19 protein-coding genes and 3 pseudogenes are annotated in these 20,250 nt (G+C 31.6%); 19 read left to right on the forward strand and 3 right to left on the reverse strand.

The genetic code is table 11. The annotated features are described in order from the left end of the window. The first annotated feature begins 12 nt into the window (after positions 1–12). From FT986_RS11400 to FT986_RS11420, 4 genes are all read left to right on the forward strand, one after another. Entirely contained in the window at positions 13–87 is a 75-nt protein-coding gene (locus tag FT986_RS11400; RefSeq protein ID WP_255505953.1) for a hypothetical protein, read from the forward strand. A gap of 640 nt (positions 88–727) precedes the next feature. After that, complete coding sequence (locus FT986_RS11410) at positions 728–1,126, forward strand: BfmA/BtgA family mobilization protein (RefSeq protein ID WP_147865168.1); 399 nt, start codon at positions 728–730, stop codon at positions 1,124–1,126. Positions 1,127–1,136: 10 nt separating this feature from the next. After that, positions 1,137–2,168, forward strand: a complete 1,032-nt coding sequence (gene mobB / locus FT986_RS11415; protein WP_147865169.1) for a MobB family relaxase — start codon at positions 1,137–1,139, stop codon at positions 2,166–2,168. Between the two features lie 11 nt (positions 2,169–2,179). Next, on the forward strand, positions 2,180–3,760 hold the full coding sequence (locus tag FT986_RS11420) for a type IV secretory system conjugative DNA transfer family protein (protein ID WP_147865170.1): 1,581 nt from the start codon (positions 2,180–2,182) through the stop codon (positions 3,758–3,760). A gap of 476 nt (positions 3,761–4,236) precedes the next feature. Here FT986_RS11420 and FT986_RS11425 read toward each other — a convergent pair whose 3' ends face one another. The 3 genes from FT986_RS11425 to FT986_RS11435 form a co-directional block, all read right to left on the reverse strand. Further along, entirely contained in the window at positions 4,237–4,437 is a 201-nt protein-coding gene (locus FT986_RS11425) for a bacteriocin immunity protein (RefSeq protein WP_147865171.1), read from the reverse strand. A gap of 7 nt (positions 4,438–4,444) precedes the next feature. Further along, positions 4,445–6,901: a hypothetical protein gene (locus FT986_RS11430; protein WP_147865172.1), complete on the reverse strand. Its 2,457-nt coding sequence runs from the start codon at positions 6,899–6,901 to the stop codon at positions 4,445–4,447. Positions 6,902–7,010: 109 nt separating this feature from the next. Then, positions 7,011–7,520 (reverse strand): hypothetical protein, encoded by a 510-nt coding sequence (locus tag FT986_RS11435; protein WP_147865173.1) that lies wholly within the window; start codon positions 7,518–7,520, stop codon positions 7,011–7,013. Positions 7,521–7,825: 305 nt separating this feature from the next. On the opposite strand from FT986_RS11435, the gene FT986_RS11440 reads away from it, so the two are divergent. From FT986_RS11440 to FT986_RS11510, 15 genes and pseudogenes are all read left to right on the forward strand, one after another. Beyond that, entirely contained in the window at positions 7,826–11,260 is a 3,435-nt protein-coding gene (locus FT986_RS11440; RefSeq protein ID WP_147865174.1) for a hypothetical protein, read from the forward strand. 61 nt (positions 11,261–11,321) lie between these two features. Then, positions 11,322–13,076 carry a hypothetical protein gene (locus FT986_RS16090; RefSeq protein WP_222706198.1) on the forward strand — a complete coding sequence of 585 codons (1,755 nt, stop codon included), beginning with the start codon at positions 11,322–11,324 and terminating at the stop codon, positions 13,074–13,076. 12 nt (positions 13,077–13,088) lie between these two features. Beyond that, positions 13,089–13,448 carry an immunity 22 family protein gene (locus FT986_RS11450; RefSeq protein WP_147865175.1) on the forward strand — a complete coding sequence of 120 codons (360 nt, stop codon included), beginning with the start codon at positions 13,089–13,091 and terminating at the stop codon, positions 13,446–13,448. 30 nt (positions 13,449–13,478) lie between these two features. Beyond that, complete coding sequence (locus FT986_RS11455) at positions 13,479–13,877, forward strand: SMI1/KNR4 family protein (protein WP_147865176.1); 399 nt, start codon at positions 13,479–13,481, stop codon at positions 13,875–13,877. Between the two features lie 126 nt (positions 13,878–14,003). Beyond that, positions 14,004–14,657, forward strand: coding sequence for a PoNe immunity protein domain-containing protein (locus tag FT986_RS11460; protein ID WP_187248623.1), 654 nt, complete (start codon positions 14,004–14,006; stop codon positions 14,655–14,657). Positions 14,658–14,747: 90 nt separating this feature from the next. Next, a pseudogene (locus FT986_RS16325) lies at positions 14,748–14,894 on the forward strand (HNH endonuclease); the annotation flags it as partial. Between the two features lie 3 nt (positions 14,895–14,897). Beyond that, positions 14,898–15,305: pseudogene (locus tag FT986_RS11470) on the forward strand (SMI1/KNR4 family protein). A gap of 34 nt (positions 15,306–15,339) precedes the next feature. After that, positions 15,340–15,663, forward strand: coding sequence for a hypothetical protein (locus FT986_RS11475; RefSeq protein ID WP_147865178.1), 324 nt, complete (start codon positions 15,340–15,342; stop codon positions 15,661–15,663). Between the two features lie 78 nt (positions 15,664–15,741). Continuing rightward, on the forward strand, positions 15,742–16,149 hold the full coding sequence (locus tag FT986_RS11480) for an SMI1/KNR4 family protein (RefSeq protein ID WP_147865179.1): 408 nt from the start codon (positions 15,742–15,744) through the stop codon (positions 16,147–16,149). 25 nt (positions 16,150–16,174) lie between these two features. After that, positions 16,175–16,708 (forward strand): PoNe immunity protein domain-containing protein, encoded by a 534-nt coding sequence (locus tag FT986_RS11485; RefSeq protein ID WP_147865180.1) that lies wholly within the window; start codon positions 16,175–16,177, stop codon positions 16,706–16,708. A 21-nt stretch (positions 16,709–16,729) separates the two neighbouring features. Next, a pseudogene (locus FT986_RS16330) lies at positions 16,730–16,852 on the forward strand (PoNe immunity protein domain-containing protein); the annotation flags it as partial. 28 nt (positions 16,853–16,880) lie between these two features. Continuing rightward, a complete protein-coding gene (locus FT986_RS11495) occupies positions 16,881–18,113 on the forward strand; it encodes a patatin-like phospholipase family protein (RefSeq protein ID WP_147865181.1) in 1,233 nt (410 codons plus the stop codon). Positions 18,114–18,147: 34 nt separating this feature from the next. Continuing rightward, positions 18,148–18,741 carry an N-acetylmuramoyl-L-alanine amidase gene (locus tag FT986_RS11500; RefSeq protein WP_147865182.1) on the forward strand — a complete coding sequence of 198 codons (594 nt, stop codon included), beginning with the start codon at positions 18,148–18,150 and terminating at the stop codon, positions 18,739–18,741. A gap of 12 nt (positions 18,742–18,753) precedes the next feature. Beyond that, positions 18,754–19,215: a hypothetical protein gene (locus FT986_RS11505; RefSeq protein ID WP_147865183.1), complete on the forward strand. Its 462-nt coding sequence runs from the start codon at positions 18,754–18,756 to the stop codon at positions 19,213–19,215. Between the two features lies 1 nt (position 19,216). Then, positions 19,217–19,540, forward strand: a complete 324-nt coding sequence (locus FT986_RS11510; RefSeq protein ID WP_147865184.1) for a hypothetical protein — start codon at positions 19,217–19,219, stop codon at positions 19,538–19,540. Positions 19,541–20,250: the final 710 nt, after the last annotated feature.

A 20,250-nucleotide genomic window follows, 5' to 3' on the forward strand; every position in this document is an offset into this window, starting at 1 on the left:
GATTTATTTGATATTAAAGTATTGGATCACCTCATACTTAGCCCTGATGGGGATTATTATAGTTTTGCAGATCATGGAATTCTCTAAATTGTAAAAAATAGGGTCTATTTAAATTTTTCAGATTTAAACGAAGAAGCTCAACACCGACTTTTGGAAAATTCCAAAAAAAGATGTTGAAAGAAAATTTTGAGATGATATCCGTTAATACGTCCGAAAAATTATACTTCATTTGAAAAATAATCGAGGAAGAGGTGCAATGTCATTTATACAGCTATACTTATGTATTCAATATTTAATTTTTTTAAAAATGAATCAGAAAAACCTTTGACTTTTCAAAGGTTTTTCTGATTCCAAAAATTCTAATTGAATAAAAAAGATTATCTTTATAGCGCTGAAATTCAGCATTCAAATTTAGCTAGGATTATCCATTACTTCACTTTCGCCGATTTTCCTACACATCGAAAAATTATCAACAAGGAAATTATTTTCCTAAAAATGAGCAATGGGCTTTTAGCCAAATTGTACGAGGTTTTTGTCAGCTTAAGGCTGACGAAAAGGAGTAGCAAGAGGGTAACACGCTGCGCGGTGTTAGAAACTTACTTTAGATTGTAAGATGCTGGTATACAGGTTATTATGGTTATTATGATTTTCTAAAAATCAGCAATTTGCTACAAACGGGCTCAAAACCATCATTTCTAGGGAAAAATTTGCGACAAATCGGCGAAATATGGATTCATTTATCGGAATCAGGTTCAAAAAGAAAACTGCCAAACGTTTTCGGAAATTTTCACAAAAACATTTTAAATCCCATACAGAAGCCATGGGAGCCATGCTCGATTTCTTTTTCTACAACGAGATTTCGCCACGGGAAAAATTGGGACCGACAGCACGCACCCTCGAGGGCAAACTTTTAAAAAGGATCAATGCGGTCATTGCCATTATACGGGATGTAGAAAAGACCCAGACCAAACCTACCGCAGCTATGATCGAACTGCTTTTCCAAGAAGAGGAGCCAAAAAAGAAACCTCTGATCTTGGAAAAGAGATTGGTGGAAAAAAAGAAGGACACACAGCTAAATGATGAGGGGACAGAAAAACAAACCCCAAATCTAAACCCTCCATCTTAATTTTTTAATCATGTATATCACGATCACACCTCAAAAATTGGGAGGCAATTATGCTCAAAGCTCATCAGATTTTGTGGGTTATTTGGAAAAAGAAAATGAAGGATTAAATGAATCGAATAAAGAACACTTTTTCAATCAACATAGGGAAGGTATTTCCGCAGGAGAAGTGGTAAAAGAAATTGATGAAAATACCGCTAAATTGAAAAAAACAGAACCAAAATTCTATTCCATTACGGTAAGTCCTTCTTCCTTTGAATTGAAACGATTACAAAATAGTCGTGAAGATTTGAAAAAATACACGCGGGAAGTGATGAAGGATTATGTGGCATCTTTCCATCGAGAAATCAATGGGCGTCCCATTCATATCCGTGATATTAAATATTTTGCAAAAATCGAACATCAACGTTTCTTTAAGGGAACGGATAAACAAATCAAGGAAAACCAAGCTTTTGCCACCAAAATACTTCAGTTAAAAAATGAAATCCGACAAATCGAAAGAGGTGTCTTGGAAGGAAGCATATCTATCCGCCAAAAGGAAATCAGCCATCTGGAACATCAAGCCCCACATCAACAAAATGGAAAAAGAATCGTACAGGGCATGCCAAAAGAGGGTAACCAAAGCCATATCCATATCATCGTGAGCCGCAAGGATGCTTCCAATGCTTACAGCTTGTCCCCAGGGAGTAAATACAAAGCTTCTGATGTTAAAATGAACGGTAAATGGGTGAAGCGTGGGTTTGATCGGGATCGGTTTTTTAAAGAGGCTGAAAAAACGTTTGATAGAACTTTCGGATACCAACGAAATTTTGTGGAAACCTATCAAGCCAGAAAGGATTTTATCAAAAACCCAAATCATTATTTCTCTGCCTTGATGAAACTTCCCACGAATGAAAAAGCTTTAGCGCTAAAAATACTCAGGGAACGTAAAATTCCAATCATGCCACCTATACCAAAGCATAAAGTCCAGTTAGCGCTCAAAGGCTTTCAACAACTCAAAAAAAGATTAAAAGTAGCTCTGGAATCTGGAACTATTGGAATCTAAAAAATAGAACTATGGATATATATACAGGATGGAATATAGTATTGATAATTATGATCACCACGCTTTTTTTTTATGGAACTTATAAGTTATCCAGGTATGCTTTTGTCATATGTATGGTTATGATTATGGGTTTACTCTGGTATGGTTTCAAGCAAGAGCTATTTGCGAATATGATTGTATGGGTGGGATGTCCTTTGCTAATTATAAATACCACGCTATATGTGTTCCTTCATCGAACGGATCAATCTTTACAAATATTTGAAAAATATCAAGTTTATTTTAAAACCAATAAACCATCTTTTAAGGTGGATAATATAAAGCGTGGGGTTTCTATTATTGGTTCTGCAGGGAGCGGAAAAACAGAAAGTGTGGTATATGGGTTTTTAAAACATTTGGCAAAAGAAAATTTTTCTGGGGTAATTCATGATTATAAAGATTTTGAACTTACAGAAATGGCTTATCCTTTATTTAAAAACTCTAAGCTACCTTTCTGCGTGGTATCTTTTGATCAGATCATACATCGGGTCAACCCCATAGCTCCTAGGTATTTAGAAAATGAAGAAAGCGTTTACGAGGTATCCCGCGTGCTGATCGAGAACTTACTGGAACAAAAAGAGTCGGGGAGTAGTGGTACCTCAAAATTCTTTTCGGATGCTGCGGAAGGTTTGATGGCGGGATTAATCTGGAAACTGAAAAGTACGTATCCCGAGTTTTGTACTTTACCGCACCTTATAGCGACCTATCAATTGTTGGACACCGAAAGTTTAATGGCTTTTTTAGAAACGGATCCAACTTCTCGGGTAATGGCGAGTGCATTTATAAGCGGTAAGGATTCTGATCGACAAACGGCGGGAGTGAAAAGTACGCTCGCCAATGCACTCAAGAAAATTTGTACCCAGCGTATTTTTATGGCTTTATCGGCTGACGAGGTTCCGCTGAACGTTAATTCTTCGGAGAACCCCACCGTATTAATGGTGGTGAACAATCCTAAATATGAAAGTACGTATGCTCCTGTAATCGCAACGATTATTCATACGGTTATAAAACAAATGAGCGTAAGGAACAGAAATTCTTCTTTTTTATTAATGGAAGAGGCTCCCACCATTCGATTGTTGAATATGCACCGAATTCCCGCCACGTTAAGAAGTTACGATATTTCCACCATCTATGTGATGCAGGATAAAATCCAGAACGATATGATGTACGGGGATAAGGCAAGTAAGGCGATTCTTAGCAACCTTTCTTATCAGTTTTTCGGAAAAGTCAATGACCCCGATACGGCTAAATATTACGAACGTTTTTTTGAAATTGTAAAAAAAGAAACTACCAGTGTAAATAGAGGGTATAGCTTAAATTTTGATACACGTGTGACGACAGGGGAACGGGAAGTATCCAAAAGGCGAGCGGATGTCTTTTTTCGCCTAAAGCAAGGGGAATTTATTACCTATGCAGATGGTAAGGATCAAAAAATACAATTTGAGAAAAGCAACATAGACAGGGGTTTACCTGAAAATTTAAAACAGTTCTCCCCTAAGGATCTAGAAGATAATTTTAGGCAGGTATACGAGGATGTAAAGTCTATCTTTGAATAGAAAATATTATTTGACCCATAATTTAAATAAAAAATGGTTTTGAATATTTCGCTATGTATATTGCTAAATTAGTCTTATTGTTTACAGCTTACTAGGTGAACAATTACTTTTGACTTTGTGTATGAGCTGTGGCATTTTATAACACGAACTTCTCAAGATTAAAACTGGCTTTGGGAAATCTGTGGAATTACCAAATAGGTAGAGACCAAGCAATAGCTTATTTAATTTTAGACACAGGGCTTATAAGCGAATTGGTTTGCATAAGAGAGCTTTTTCAACAACTTGTTCAACACTTGGATTGTATTTCGAAATATCATCTCGCCGTGCATTTTAATTTTCAGAATAATAAAATAATCCTGCACCATTTGGATGAGAAAAATTTTTATTAAATATTAAAATCCATATATTGATTTGTTCCTCTGTGCCGTCGCAACGTGTTATCTTTTTTCCAAGTTCAATTAATTCGTCTTTAGAAATTATAATTGAATTGGTTTGTAAGCCAATGCTTTATCAACAACTTGTTCAGGTGTTAAATCTTCCCAATATATTAAATTACTAACTTCTGGGTGCAAAACATTATTCTCAAGTTTCAAAAGTAGCTCATCTTGTTCTTTTTCTGATTTTCCTTTAACATTATAAATTTCTTTCACTAATTCAATCAGTTCTTCTCTTGTCATTTTGTTCTTATTTGTATCCATAGCCTAAATGATATTCTGGTGCTAAAATTTCTTTATGAAATCTCGGTGTTACAATATACAAATTATCCATATCATAAACTGCGCCACCTTGATTTATTGGTGTTTTGTGATGTAATACATAGGACATTTGCCCACCTAACCATTGTTCTCTCTTTGGTCTTGGGGCATTTCCATTTTTCATTCTAGCAATATTTTGAGGTATAAACTGTTTAGATAAATCAGGGTCTTCTGCGACTTCTTTCCAAAATTTTTTTCTAAAATCATCAAAACTGTTAAAATCTTTGCTTTTTAATTTATCTGCAATCGATTTTGGAAATAGACCTGCGTTTCCATCAGTACCTTTTAACCACTTTCCAGTAATTTCTTTACCAATTCCAGTAGAACTTCCTGGTAAGTTTCTTGCTTTTGCAAGTACAGATGCATCTTCGCCTTTTTTAAGGATTTTTGGTAAATCTTCTGCTAAATCGTCAAGAATATCGGCATCTGTTTTTTGCAAGAAGTCTTTTACGTCCTCTCTATTTTTTAAGAATTTTGGGATTTCTCGGGAATCGTTTGGAAGATATTTTGTTTCCAGTTTTAATACGTCAACACCTTCTAAAACTTTTGGGTTAGAAAGCTTTTTTAACCCATCTGTTGCATTACCAATGACTTCATCTATTTTTCCAATCTTGGTAATTTGCATTCCCGGAATCATCATTGATGCAACAGTTATAGTAGTTTTACCACCAAAATGTTCTCTTTTATCTGCTTCTTGTAATGTTTCTTTAGTGTTATCAAGTAAGCCTTGAAGAAGTCCTTTGAAGCCTTCTTTTGTAAAAATCTTTCCAATCGCTTCTCTTTGCTTCTCATCAGTCGCTATTCCATAAATACCTTTTATTGCCATTGGTATTCCAACAATTTCATCGATAACACCATCGGTTGCACCACCAATTATTGGTTCGAATTGTATATAACTTGGCCACTCTCTATGTTCATCGTCCTTACTATACCAAGTACTTTCATTTACAGTTCCTTCTTTCCATACGTTTTTTGAGATTTTTTGGGTTGCCTGTATGGCTTCAACATAGCCACCAACTTTTTTGCTGAAAAGTGCTTTTGTATCTTGTAAAAAACGTTTGTAAAAACTGTGTTCGGTTTCTGCGCTTTCAAAATCTTTTAGTACTTGCTCTCGTAGTTCTGTAATATTAATTTCATTTTCAAGCCCTCGTTTCTTGATTTCTTGTTCCCATTTACCTTCATATTCTTTGAGGTAATCTTTGGATACTTGATGTTTTATGGAAAGTTTACCGTTTTCATCAACAACAATGTTCAATGAGATTTCGCAAGGTCCTTCTTTTTTCTGAAATGTACTTGTGAGCGTCTTAACATTACTTGGGATGTTTATCGAACCGTTACCGTCAAGTGGTTTTGTCTGTTTTGGTTTTGTGCTGCTATTGTCAACTATAGAAAGGTTTATACAAAGGTTGACATTATCATAAAATGGATTGTTGAGTTGTTTTTCAATTTCTTTGTTTAAGGCTGTGAATTGTTTTTCTGCTCCTTCAAGTTTTGAGAAATTGATATGCTGTGAGATTAATTGTGAAATGTGTGCTATTTCATTTTCTGTGATTGGTGTTTGCAAATCTGGACAATTGCCTTCGTTGTAGTATTCTGGAATTGCTAAATCACTTTTTTTCCAAACATTGCCCTGTTTGAAAGCAATAAAATTATCAAGTTCAGAAAGCTTTTGCTCTGTCAGTCTATCAATTTCCAAATTGTTAATGTATTGCAATGCCAATAGACCTTGAACAATTGTCCCTTGTATTATTACGGATTGAGTTTTAGAACATTTATTTTTATAGATGAAACCTTCTATTTTATTGTCCCTTAAAAGCGATTCCAGTTTTCCCTTGTCCGTGTTTCCGTATGCTTTCGATGTTTCAATCCCGATGGTTTTCAGGACGAATTCTATCATATTCTCGTGCGAGAGTGTTTGCTTGAAATGGTTTTGTATCGTTTGAATATCCGTTTTAAAATCCTTTCCCTCGATTGCCTGTGCCGACAGGTTTTGTTTGGAAACGAAATCCTTAAAATTATTTCCTAATTTAAACGAAACAGTTGCATTTTCGGTTTGGTCAATTTCTATGAATGTGGCTATTTCGTGGTTTGCAGGTTGAACTCGGTTTTTCTTTAGTCCAGCTTCAACACTTTTTGGGAAAGTTGATGTGATTAAGCTTATCAGTTTATTGGTTTCCGTTATCGGAAGCATTTTTCTTGGCGATGCTTTCAGTCCGTTGAGCAGTTCCGCTCCATCATAAAATTTAACCCCCTTGCATTCATATCCTCCAACTTTTGACAGAAAAGTATCGGCAAAGTCAGACGGATAGTAGGTGTTCCAGTCCAATTTGAAAACTTGGTCTGGTTGGTTTTTCTCAATGAGTTTATTAAACTCCGCTGTTGTCATTAGTTATCTCGATTTTTCTGACCTTGTACTTATCTTATGATATGGTTCTTAAATAAAGATGAATAGCTTACCAAGTAAAATATATTGCCTTGGAACTTGGTATAAATATTTAATCGACTAACATACAACTAGCTCCTTCAGCGGTTTTTCTTATTTCCCTTTTACTACTTTCAATGGTCATTTCTTGTTCAGCCAGTTTTAATCTTGTTACAGCTATTCCACTTTTGGATATTTTTTCAACCTCTTCTTTAGATATGTTGTATGAAATCGCATAGTTTGTAGCTACTTGATAACCTTGTACATAGGAAACTGGGTTCGCTACATCGGCAGTGGTTAAAGTAAGTAAAGAATCATCACCAAGCTTTATAAATATTTTGTCCCCTTTTTCAACTCTATAATTTTGTTCACCAGCAAGGGCAACATTTACTTCAATCCTATTCTCGTTTGCTTTACGATACATGCTAAGAGTAAAAAAAGATTTCATTTTATAAGAATTCCTTCTAACACGTTCATTGGTCATAGGATCTTCTTTATCGAAATCATATTTACATTTTTGGGCATTCATTTGAATAGAGCAAACTGTAATAATTAAAAGTAAAATTGTAGTTTTTAATTTCATAGGAATTTGAATTTTTGATATTTATAAATAACTTAAAATCAGAAGTGTGAATTTAAGCATAATTTATTTAAAATATTTATACCCAGTATTGGGTAGTTTTTAATCTTATTGATATGTCTATTTTTGTTTTCTAAATTATTTGTATAAAACACAAAAAATAACTGCATATTTTATTATTTATGTAATAAAAACAGAAATTATTTGATGTTTGTGCAGTAAAAATTACAATCAGCTTGTTAATTAATAGTATTGATAACTAAAATTTATTAACCAATAATACTTTTAAATTCCTAAAATTTCATCTTATGCCAGAAAAACCAATTATTTCCAAGTTATTTAGTTTTGTTACTATCAGAAACCCTCAATTGCTAACTGAAAAAGAAAAAGAAAGAGGCTTTATTTATTTTCCTTCACAACTTATAGAAGATAGTGCTTACTTAGTAGGCTTAGACCCAAATGCTACACGTGAAGAAAGAAGGACGGCCCTCTCACAAACTAGTAGTAATTTCAATTCTTTTGAAAGTAGAAGAGCAGTAAGAAATACAAGGGAGGAACTTCACGAATTCTCCCTTTGGTTAATGAAAAATAAAAATATCCTTACAAAAGAAAAAGTAGAAGGGCAGATTGAATTAACAGGAATTGAGCCCGTACCAGAAGAAGAGACAATTATATTTTGGGACAATTTATTTTATCAAATTAACACCAAGAAATCAGATGCGGTTAGAGAGTCAACCATTCAACTCATTGTGGCCAACAACTTTTTATTGAAAAATGATATTTCGTCTCAAACCCCAGAACTTATTACTAATGATGAGGAGCTTAGGAGACTAGCCAATGCTTATGTTGTAATTCCAGATAAATTACCTAACAATTTTGAATTACTTTCTCCTAAGATTATAAAGCCAAAATTAAGAGATTTTGAAGCTTTAAATTCTCAACTGAAAGCATTTGAAGCAAAGAACAAAGTTACTAAATATGAAGCTTTACTTGAAGATGTTAATAGTGCAGTGCAAATTAATGAAATTGAAAATGAAGGTAAGTATAATGACGCATTAAAAATCTACAATGTTAAAGTAGAGGAGGCTTATGAAAGAGCAACAAGAATTGAAGACCCTGAAACGGGAGAAATTTCTTATGAAAACTTAGAGTTGCCCACATTTGATTTCAAAATTGAAAAATTATTTGAAAGAGAGAATATTCAGAACAAAGTCCCTGCAAGTTCTTATAATGTATTTAAAAGTATAAAATTTGATTCAGCAAAAGAAGATACCGATGTAGTTAATATCTTAAATAAAAAAATAAGTGATTTAAATAAAATTATAGCTGAAGAAAAAAACACATTCCCTAAAAAAGTTCGCTACAAAGGAATGCTTATAGAGGCCAAAGAATATGATTTGCCAAAATATTCATTTGCCGCAAATGCTACTTCAGAAGTTGAAGATCCAAAACTTTTCAAGCCGCAACTAAATATCGTTACAGGATATAAAAATGCTGGAATAATTGATTCCAATTTGTCCCTAACTTTTAAAGATGGAAGTAAAGTAGATAATTTAGTTTTTAGGCACCACAATAATCTAGATGATACTATTGTAATTACTTTAGATGAGGGGATTGCTGTTCCAGAGGAAGGTGGACCTATTACAATTGATGGAACAATTACCCTAGATGACGACACTGAAATAGAAATTGAACCTACGGATGTCGTAATAGATGGTCCTATTAGAAATAATACAGGCTTTAGTACGGCTATTAGAACAAAAGATCCAAAGATAAAAGTCTTTGGTATTAATAACATTGGCGTTGCTGATTTTAGAAAGGTAGAACAAGAGGTTTGTTGCTACGTGCCAGGAGAAGTTTCTAGAATTGAGAATATTTTAGCCAAAGAATATAGAGAGCGCAGCACAAGAGAGTTGCTAAGTACTGAAAATGTTACGGAAAACACCTCAGAAGTTGAGGTAGAAAATTTAACAGATACTACAAAGACGGAAAGAAATGAATTAGCTACCGAAATTTCCAAAATTCAAGATGAGCAAGAATCTGAAGACTATGGAGCTTCTGCAAGTGTGTCTGGGAAATACGGTGGAGTTAGTTTTGGAGCTAACGCATTTTATAATGGAGCCTCGTCGTCTGCATCTTCAAATGCAAATTTTGTTGCTCAATCACAAGCAGAAGAACTTATAGAAAGAGCACTAGAACGAGTGGTGCAAAAGACGACCAAAAAAAGAACTTCTAGAATATTACGTGAATTTGAAGAAAATAATAAACACGGTTACGATAATAGGCAAGGCGAAAGCCACGTAACTGGAGTCTATCGATGGGTAGATAAAATATATAAAAATCGACTTGTTAACTATGGTAAGAGATTAATGTATGAATTTAACGTTCCAGAACCTTCTCGATTCTTTAAAAAAGCAATAGTTCAGAAAATTATCAATAATAATGGTCAAGGTAGCAGTCCAGAAGGAATAATTTTACCCCAACTTCCTCAAGATCCATCAACTATAGCAGATCTTGCCAATCCAGATAAAATTAGCCGAAATAATTACAGAAGATTAGCATCCTTGTACGGAGCAGAAGTAAGCGAAGCACCTAGAGCAGAAATAAAAGTGGGGAAAAGTTCAAAAGTAGTGTGGTCATCCGTTTCAGATGATTCTAAAGAGAGAAAATATTGTAGTGTATCTGACGAAATTGAAATACCAGAAGGCTATTATTCTTTTTCAGGTAAATCAAATGGTCAAATGATGTATCACTTAGGCAAAAAAGAATATCCTAATATTGTTACGATTATTGGAACTTCAGCTCGAAGATTAAATCTATTGTTTTTAGGCGATTACGTTGTGATTAATCAAGGCTCAGTTAGTCATAGTAATGTAGGGTCTTTTGAGACATCTATACCTGTTTCTGCAATGGCATATGACAATGCATCTGAGGCAATTGTTTCTTTTGAAGTTACTTGTAAACTTAAAGATGAGGCTTACAATCAATGGAAAGTAGAAACTTATAATGCCATTATGTCTGCTTACTACGAAAAAGTAAGAGAATATAATGATGCTTTGTATGCTAACTTTACTCCAGAGGGGACAGAAGAAGAAAGAAAAATAGAGTTCAACCCTCTATTAAATAGAACGTTAGAGAAGAGAGAATTAAAACGTCTGGCAGTACAAATGTTATCTAAACCTTTCGATGTAGAGACAGCTAAGAATCATTATAATTCTGATACTGATATTCAACTTACAAATAATTTAGATAAACATATGTCTTACGTGAAATTCTTTGAGCAAGCATTTGATTGGGAAATCATGGCATATGTTTTTTACCCCTATTTTTATGGAGATGAAAATGATTGGACTAGCTTATTTTTAGAAAGCAATGGTACGGATCCTGTTTTTCAGGCATTTTTGCAAAGTAGTATGGCAAGAATGGTAGTACCTGTTCGTCCTGGTTTTGAAGAAGCGGTAGCCTATTACTTAGAAACAGGGGATGTATGGATGGGTAAACAGTTAGCCGTAGATGTAAATGACGATCTTTATATATCAATAGCCGAAGAGTTGCAAAGTGTAGAAGGCACTGTAGAAAAAGAATGGGAAACACGCGTACCTACAGATTTAACTATTGTACAAGCTGATTCCGCACCATTAAATGAAAAAGGGTTGCCTTGTTGCCATACAGAAAATGAAGAGGAAAAACTAGGATATGGGAGCAGTATAATGACAGGTGGTGATACAACGCCAACTTCTTAAATTTATAATAGGCAGGTTAAGATTTATTCACCTGCCTATTTAATTATCTAATATGTATTAAATGAGTAATATTAATTTCCCTAATATATCTTCTTTTCCTCAATTTGAAAGTAGTTTTTCCAACAGTCCATTTGGGGAATTCTGGGAGACAGCTATACAAAACGAAGAAGAAGTTTACAGTAAAAATAATATAAATATACGTGTAGCAGTAAGTGAGAATATTAATACTGTAAAAAATAAGTTTGAAAATGAATTAACCTCTTCAAATACAATTAAATTATATATTTCAGTAAAGAATCAAAAAGTAATTAATTACAGTAAAACCCAAGATTTACGAACAGCAAATATCCGCTTTTCCAATATAATTAAAATATATGGGATCGTGCTTGGCGATGAGGTTTATGATTTATTTAAAGAAAAACCTAGCAAGATTGAATTTTACGCAGAAAAGCTAGCACTAGACTTTGTAGATGATACCATTACTGTTGAAAAGATAAAAACCCAATTAATACTACATTTTAATCACTATATAGAAAACCCTAGGAGTGATACATTTAAATTAGGCTTAGTAGGGAGATTAATACAGCAGGAACTACAGAAAAGTTTGCAAGAATTTTGGAAGCCAATTTTGCAGGCCTTAGCTAAAGAAGTTAGAGGTTTTAAAATTGAAGATGAAAAATATTGGCAACCTTACACACAAGAAGGTGAACTCAAAACAGGTAATAATTTCACTCCTTTAATTAGTTTTGGAAATAACCCTTCTGCAGTCTATGATAGTTATGTAGCTACCTTTAGTAAAATAGAGTTGACAATTGAAGAATATTTAAATCTAAAAGGAATTAATGCAAATATACCATCAGAAAAAAAGACATTCATTACAGAGGGGCTTCATTTAATTTATGATTTATTGAAAATTGGAGTAACTGCATTTAAAGGAGTTTTTCTTGATTTTTTAGAAGCTAATTTAGAGCGTGCTTATGAAATTAATGCACTATTAGTAGGTCTTTTTAATGGTGTTTTAGAGCTTATTGCGGGCCTCGTAGATTTTATAGCCCTGTTTGCAGGTTTACTAAGTGGCGATGCAGAGGAATTCTTACAAGCTTTTAATGATAAATACGAAGAGTTAAAACAGGAAGGTATTTTAAAATTTTTATATGAACAAATTACTCAGTTTTTTAATGCCATAGCTAACCGTTATGATAGTGAACAGGGAAAATATCAGATACTAAAAAATCTCGGGGAAGATTTAATAGAAATAATTTTGGTATTTTTAGGAACGGCTCATACAATAAAGACTGCTCAAAAACTTATCAAAGAATTTAAAGATAAAATTGATGATCTGTTCAAGAGGAGGAAAAAAGATATAGAAGAAATTAAAGAATCTAAAATTATCAGACAAAATTTAATTAAGGATGTACCTGGTATTAAAAATTTTAATAAGTGGTTTGATGAATTAAGCGTTGAAGAATTTGATATAGTCTGGAAAAACGAAAAATTAAAAAATAAAGTAAAATCTCGAATTAGACATCCTGGAGGTTTACACGAGTGGTTAATGGTTTCACGAGCTAATGTTTTTAAAAATTGGGGGATCACTGCAAATAAAATTAAAATTCTTAGAACAGAAATAGATAAAGTTATATTTAAAAACCCTCCTGGTTATCACGGTGGTCCAGGATCTACCAAGGCTCATAATGAAATTTTAGATTTAATTGATACTTCTGAAAGTTATGATGAGTTTAAGAATAAATTAATAAATTGGTCGGAGAAAAGGCTTAATGGAGGTAAAGAATCATTGCCAAAAGAGTTTTTTAATTAAAATTAGAAAAAGATGGAAAAAAATAATAGAGTTTCAATTTGGGTTGGAAATTTTGATAATAAAGAAAATTTTAAAAATTACTTTCAAGAACACTATGATGATGAAGGAGATGTGTTTTCTGAGTTTATGAAAGATTTTGAAATTGATTATATAGATAATCAATTTTTGGAAAAACATTATCTTGATAATACCTCATTTCAAGATTTAATTGAGCCTATGTCTTATTCAGAAAGCTTTAAACATAAAATTGATTCTCAAAATTTAACTGATATAAATACAATTATTTGTGCTTATGATTATGAATATTTAGAAGTCATAGAAAATAATGGTTCTTTAAAATTTTTAGGTACTTTCACCTATGAGAAGTCTTAACTTTTTAAACTTAGTTGCCAAAACTACACTATGTTTGAACAAACAGAACCTAAGTTAGAAAATCAAGATTTAATTGATTTTGAAAATAAGTTTGATATAGTATTATCTCAAAATTATAAAGAGCTAATGTTGAAGTATAATGGAGGTTATACAGAAGCAAATGAAAGTTTTGATACTTTAAAAAGTATAAAATATGGTGAACTAAAAGTAGAAACTTCTATATTAATTCATCAAAATACTGAAAGAAATATCCCAAAAAACTTTTTACCTATTGCAAATGATTTTTCAGATAATATCATTTGTTTAAATTTAGAAGAAAATGAAAATTATGGAAAGATTTACTGTTTTTATTTTGATGTAGATAAAGTTGATTTGCTTTCAAATTCTCTAGAAGAACTTTTAGGAGTAAATAGTATTGAAGAGCTATAACTGATATTTTTAATTTTAATGACACGAAATAAAATTAAAACCAGTCAAAATTTTGATTCCCTAATAGAGGATTATAATAGGGGAATAATGATGTTATGTGAAGAAAGTTTAGATGAAGTAAACGAGGTGCAAAAAAAATCTCTTGAAGAACAAAAACTCAGATTTCAATTATATATTACAATCGCTCAATATTCAAAAGAATCCTCAAAAATTATTGTCAAAGAAAATATAAAAAAAACAATTGACAGTTTTTCAACGGCTTTCTCATATAATCCAGAAGATTTTTATGGTGCAGCAGATATAATGATATGGACACTTTCAATAGCTGTTTTATGCGATTTAGAAATTGGCTATCTTAAAAAGATTAAAGAAGTGTTGGAAAATGAAGGTGTGCAGGATGATTTATTGGATTTTCTATTAAAAAGCTATTTTACGGATTCTTCTCTAGGAGGTGGATTTGTACAAAAACCACCTTACGAAAATCTACAAATTATATTTAACGTTGATAATGAAGATGAAGGTTTAGCAATTTTACAGAATTACTTAAAAAATATATGGTATCAAGAACATCGGGGTGATAAAGATGGTCAAAAGTCTTTTTGGGTAGGCTACCACAAAAAATCTAAAAACTTACCCAAGAATGATCCTAATTATCATTCCAGAAATATTTTCTTTGGTTATTGGGCTTGGGAAACCGCTGCAATTGTAAAAATAAAAGGCTGGGATGATTCTTCACTTAAAAATCTAGATTATTATCCTTATGATGCGGTACATTGGTAATATAATTATTAAATAAATTTTTAATCTGTGGAAAAGAAGATTGGATAATAAGTTAGCTTACAAATTGTCTGGTATTAAAAAAACAAAAATTATACTTGGCATCATATAGATGATTACGATCCAATAAATAATGTTTGTACTATGCAGTTGGTAGAAACGGAAATACACATTAAATGTAACCCCCATTTAGGGGCTGTTGAACTCGTTAAAAAATACCACAATTTAAAAAAATACTAAATCATGATTACAATTGTTGATTCTGAAAATGATATCACAGAAGAAAATATAAATTCATTTCAAAGTAAATTTAACCTCTATTTGCCTTTAAACTATAAGGAATTTTTAATGAAATTTAATGGAGGTTATACAGATGATTCCGATGAAATCTAAAAATTTTTGAGCTTAGAATATGGGAATTTAACTTTAGAGTTAGTTATCAATACTCATCAAATATTAGAGCAAAACATCCCAACAGATTATTTACCCTTTGCTTTGGATTGGTCTGATAACATTCTATGCCTGAATTTAAAAATAGGTAATGAATATGGGAAAGTTATCGAATTTTATTTTGATACTGACGAAGAGCCGGAAATTATTGCGTCTTCCCTTGAAGACATATTAGGAGTCAACAGTATTGATGAAATGTAAACTTTGTAAATTTTATGTTTAAAAATAATATCAAATGAAATATCCAAAAAAAATTTTGCATAACATTTATTGGTCATTTTCAATTGGAGAAATCGAAACAATAGAAAGCTTTGTTGAAAAAGTTGAAGAATATAATAAAAATATAACTGGTAAAAAGCTCAATGTAAATTGGGATCAAATTGTTTTCAATTTCTCTGCTTTAGAATTACAATATGTAAAAATAATTAATGGTGAAGTTGAGGAACCTTATGAACTTATAACTTCTGAAACTTCTGAAAATTTTTCGTTGAAAGAGCTTTTTTACAATGTACATAAAGTTGGAATAAATTTGGCGGATGATGAAAATTGTTTTTTTTGAGGGGTTAATTTATTCAGGTCAAGAAAATGACAATAACCCTATCTATTTTTTATTAACAGGAACTTGATTAAAAGAAAAATGAAAAAAAGAATAATAAATTCTGAAATACCAATTTTAATAGAAGATATAGAGAAGTTTGAAAAAGATAATGACATAATTTTTCCAGAAAATTTGAAAAATCTTTATTTGAAATATAATGGTGGTGAAATTGAAATTTCAGATTCAAATTTTTATGATTTTGCAAGTTTAAAATATGGAGAATTCAGATTAGAGGAACTTCTTAATGATTTGCAAATTGAAGAAAATGTAATTCCTGAAAATTTTATTCCATTTGCTACAACAGGTGTTGGGCATATTATTACTATAAAAATTAGTGACAGTATTTATAATGAAATTTATCTATTTAGATATGATGAATTAAATCCAAAGAAAATATCAAACTCTCTAGAAGAATTTTTAGGAGTAAATAGTATTGAAGAGCTATAACTGAAATGATATTTTTAATTTTATTATGAGAGGTAACTTAAATTCGACGGGGTTTAGTGAAATTATTAGTCGAGTAACACAAGCGATTCCTAAATATATTGAAAAAATAAATAATCAAAAAGATGAAAACTTAAAGCTTCAGATTAAACGGTTACTCTTTAATATGTTGTTAAAAAGAACTATTGCCCTTTATTCTTTAGGTGAAGAAAAAAACATTATTAATGAATCACTGAAACAGACTATTGACGCTTATGCTGAATCGTTTTTTTTCGAAAATGGAGGTGATTATGAAGATTCTTTATGGTTAATTTCAATAAGTTTATTATGCGAGATAGATACTGAATATTTCAATAAAATTGTAAATGTAATTGATGATAATAATTTAAATGACTCATTATTTTCTTTAATTATACAGAATAAGATACCAACCTGGGAAAATAATTCTGCAAATCCTTGGGATGCTCCTTTGTATAATATTATTCTAAATGCTGAAAATGCTAATGATATTAAACTATATCTAGATAATTATTGGTATCAAGCGCATCAAGAAGCGTATTGATATAACCTTCATCTAAATACAAAGGTTAACAATTATTTTGGGTACTGGTCTTGGGAGTCTGCTGCAATTGCTAAAATAAAAGGAATAGATGATTCAATTTTGAAAAATCAAAAATACTATCCTTATGATGTGGTACATTGGTAATTATAAACTCTAACTTCTAATTCAATTAATGATAAAAAAGATAGACAAAAACTTTTTAGAAGGTCCTCAAATCACCCAATTGGTTAGTAGGGCTAGACAAATTAAGGAAAGTAAAAAGCAGTTTTCAGACATTTATGATAAGGAGGGTAACCAATATGTAGATTTGGTTCAAGAAGGTGGTGGGGTTTTGGGAATTGCTTTAGTGGGGTATACCTATATTTTAGAACAAGCAGGAGTAAGATTTCACAGTTTGGCAGGAACATCGGCAGGAGCCATTAACACAATATTTATGGCTGGTTTGGCTGAGATTGGAGAGCCGGTTTCTGTCAAAATATTGAATATTTTAAGTGATAAAAATTTATTTGATTTCGTAGATGGTCCTAAAGGCATAAAACGTCTTATCCAGCGAAAAATAGATGGAAAAGGAGGATTGATATGGAGTTTAATTTGGAACAGTATCACTATTTATTCCCAACTCAAAAACCATTTGGGTCTTAATCCTGGAGAAAAACTTGAGAACTGGATTGGTCAGCATTTGTATAAAGGTGGAATTACTACTTATGCAGATTTAGAATCAAAGCGAAAGAAAACACCTATTTTATACCATCGCCAGAATAGTGTAATTCCTGAAGCCAAATTAGCAATCATTACTTCTGAAGTGACCACGCATACCAAGGTAGATTTTCCCAGAATGGCAAAACTGTACTGGAATGATATAGAAAAGATAAAACCTTCAGAGTTTGTAAGGGCTTCTATTGCTATACCTTACTTTTACTTTCCATTTGTAAAGAAAAACATTCCTTCTAATGGTTCTTCAAATCATCCAGATTGGCAAAAGTACGCTGGATACAAAGGGGCTGTACCCCCAGAAGTTAAATTTGTAGATGGAGGACTATTGTCAAATTTCCCGATTAATATTTTTCACCAGAAAAAAATTCCCTCTAAGCCGACCTTTGGAGTAAGGCTTAGTGTATACCGTGAAGATTATAGTAAAACCAGCGGTTTCTTTAGTCTAGGAGGGGCAATGATAAGTACCATGAGACAAATATATGATTATGACTTTTTAATGAAAAACCCAGATTATAAACAGCTTATATGCCATATTGATGCAGATAAGAAATTCAATTGGTTAAACTTTGATATCAAATTTGAAGATCAAAAGAAACTATTTGTGATGGGAGCTCAAAAAGGCTTAGAGTTTTTAGAAAAATTTGATTGGGAGGCTTATAAGTCCAAACGTAAGGATTTACTTAATATTTAAAAAAGTTGTAACTTAAAGGTTTAGAATTCAAATTATGCTAGTATTATTAGATAATGGTCACGGCGGTCTCATAAATGGGAAATACCAAACTTCAGGAAAAAGTATCAATTGGAAGGATAAAGGTGTGATTTATGAAGGAGAATTTAATAGAGCCATTGTAAATGGAATCATTCAAGAATTAACACGCTTAAATATTAATTATGTAAGCATCGCCCCTGAATATAGAGATGTTACTTTATACACGCGTGTAAATAGGGCTAACAAGTTTTATAAAGAAAAATGTTTTTATTTAAGCGTACACGCCAATGCAGGTGGAGGCACAGGAGCAGAGGTGTTTACGTATTATGGAGAAAGTAAAAGTGATAAAATAGCCACAATATTTGGAGAGGAGTTTAAAAAAGAGTTTCCTCAAAAACCTTTAAGGGTAGACTATCGTGACGGAGATCTAGATAAAGAAGCAAGCTTCTATGTACTTAGAAAGACATTAATGCCAGCTATCTTAACAGAAAATTTTTTTATGGATAACTTTCAAGAATTTAATGAAATTTTAAACACAGCAGGAGGTAGAAATAAAATTATCAATTATCATATACAGACTATCTTAAGAGTTAAAAAGGAACTATTTTAAAATTTAAAATCTATGAAAAAACTTCAATTAATTAATCTTATTGTAATTATTAGCTTTCTGTTTATCTCCTGCGAAAGTCTAAAAACCGCAACTTTTGATCAACATTCTTATCAAAAAGCAACCGAGATAAAAGTAATGTCAAGTCAGCTTATGGATCAGGCTACCTATCCATATAATGATTATGAAAAAGAGGTAACCAATTTGCTTTCTGAATTAGATAAAATTGTGGAATACGAGAAAAACAAGCCTTATAATGATATTAGTTTAGAAATGTGGAAAATACTTTCTGATAAAGAGAGAAACTTGCTAGCGGGTTTTCTAAAACGTTGGAAAGAGCAAAACAAAATGTCTGAAGTTTTTGTAGAACAGGCAAAATCTCAGGTTATAGAGGCCATAGATCTTATTATAAACTATGAAGCCAATAAAAGTAAAGAGTCAAAAGATCAATTAATGAAATTAATCAATAGTATTTAATATGGATTTCGAGGAAATTTTAAAACAATTAAGACAAAATTTATTGGGCTTGATAGTAAACCAATATGGAGAATTAAAAGATGAAGGAGAAGAAGCTGTCAATCAGTTTTTAGATGCTTCTAAATTAAAACTAAAAAAGTGGACAGAACTGTTAGCATTAAATAAAATTACTCTGGAAGAATTTGAATGGCTTTTGAATAGTCAAAAAGATTTATTCGAAATGAATGCTTTGCACAAGGCTGGTATTTCTAAAATAAGTCTTGGTCAATTTAAAAATAAGGCTATTAAGACTATTGTAGATGTAGTATGTAAAATCCTTTTGTAAATTAAATCTTACCAATAAGATTAATCTGTAATAGCAATCGATTAAAAGAAAAACCATTGTCGACTTTCAATAGAATGAATCTTCTATCTTTGATTCTTGATGAAATAGAGGTATCCAATATTCCATACCTAATAAGATAACTGTTCTTACTTATAATAAGTAGTACTATAGATAAAATCCACTTAATTAAAGGTGAATCAACTACTAATATTCTTCATCTATATAGTAGATCAAATAGTGGTTGTATTCAATGGGGAAACCCAAGATTTTCAAGATGAAATTATTGTTAAATTTCAAATTATTTAATTTTAATTAGCTTGTTTCTTTATTAAATAATATATATTTATAATGTTAAAATAGTTAGGTATATGTATATATCGTTGCAAGTTATTTCCATTTTGCCAATATACCTCCCTCAAATTTGGTTTTAAAAACCTACTAACTGTTTTCGATTAAATTAAATACGTCTTAATGACATACATATAAAAAATCCCATAATGCCTTATGGAAAATAATCTTAAAAAATCTATTAGAAAATATGATTTTTTTAAATAACAGAGAGATTAAAATTTTCAACTATCCTATTTCCTTAGGATATTACAGGTAAGTTTTTTTCTGTTAGGGCATTATGTAAATATTAATCTATCAGCTACTTATATTGTAGTTGAGGTTTATAGTATACTTTTAATTTATTTAACTACAAAAAACAT

The organism is Mesonia sp. K4-1, assembly GCF_008017825.1.
In the GTDB taxonomy this organism is placed as follows: Bacteria; Bacteroidota; Bacteroidia; order Flavobacteriales; family Flavobacteriaceae; genus Mesonia.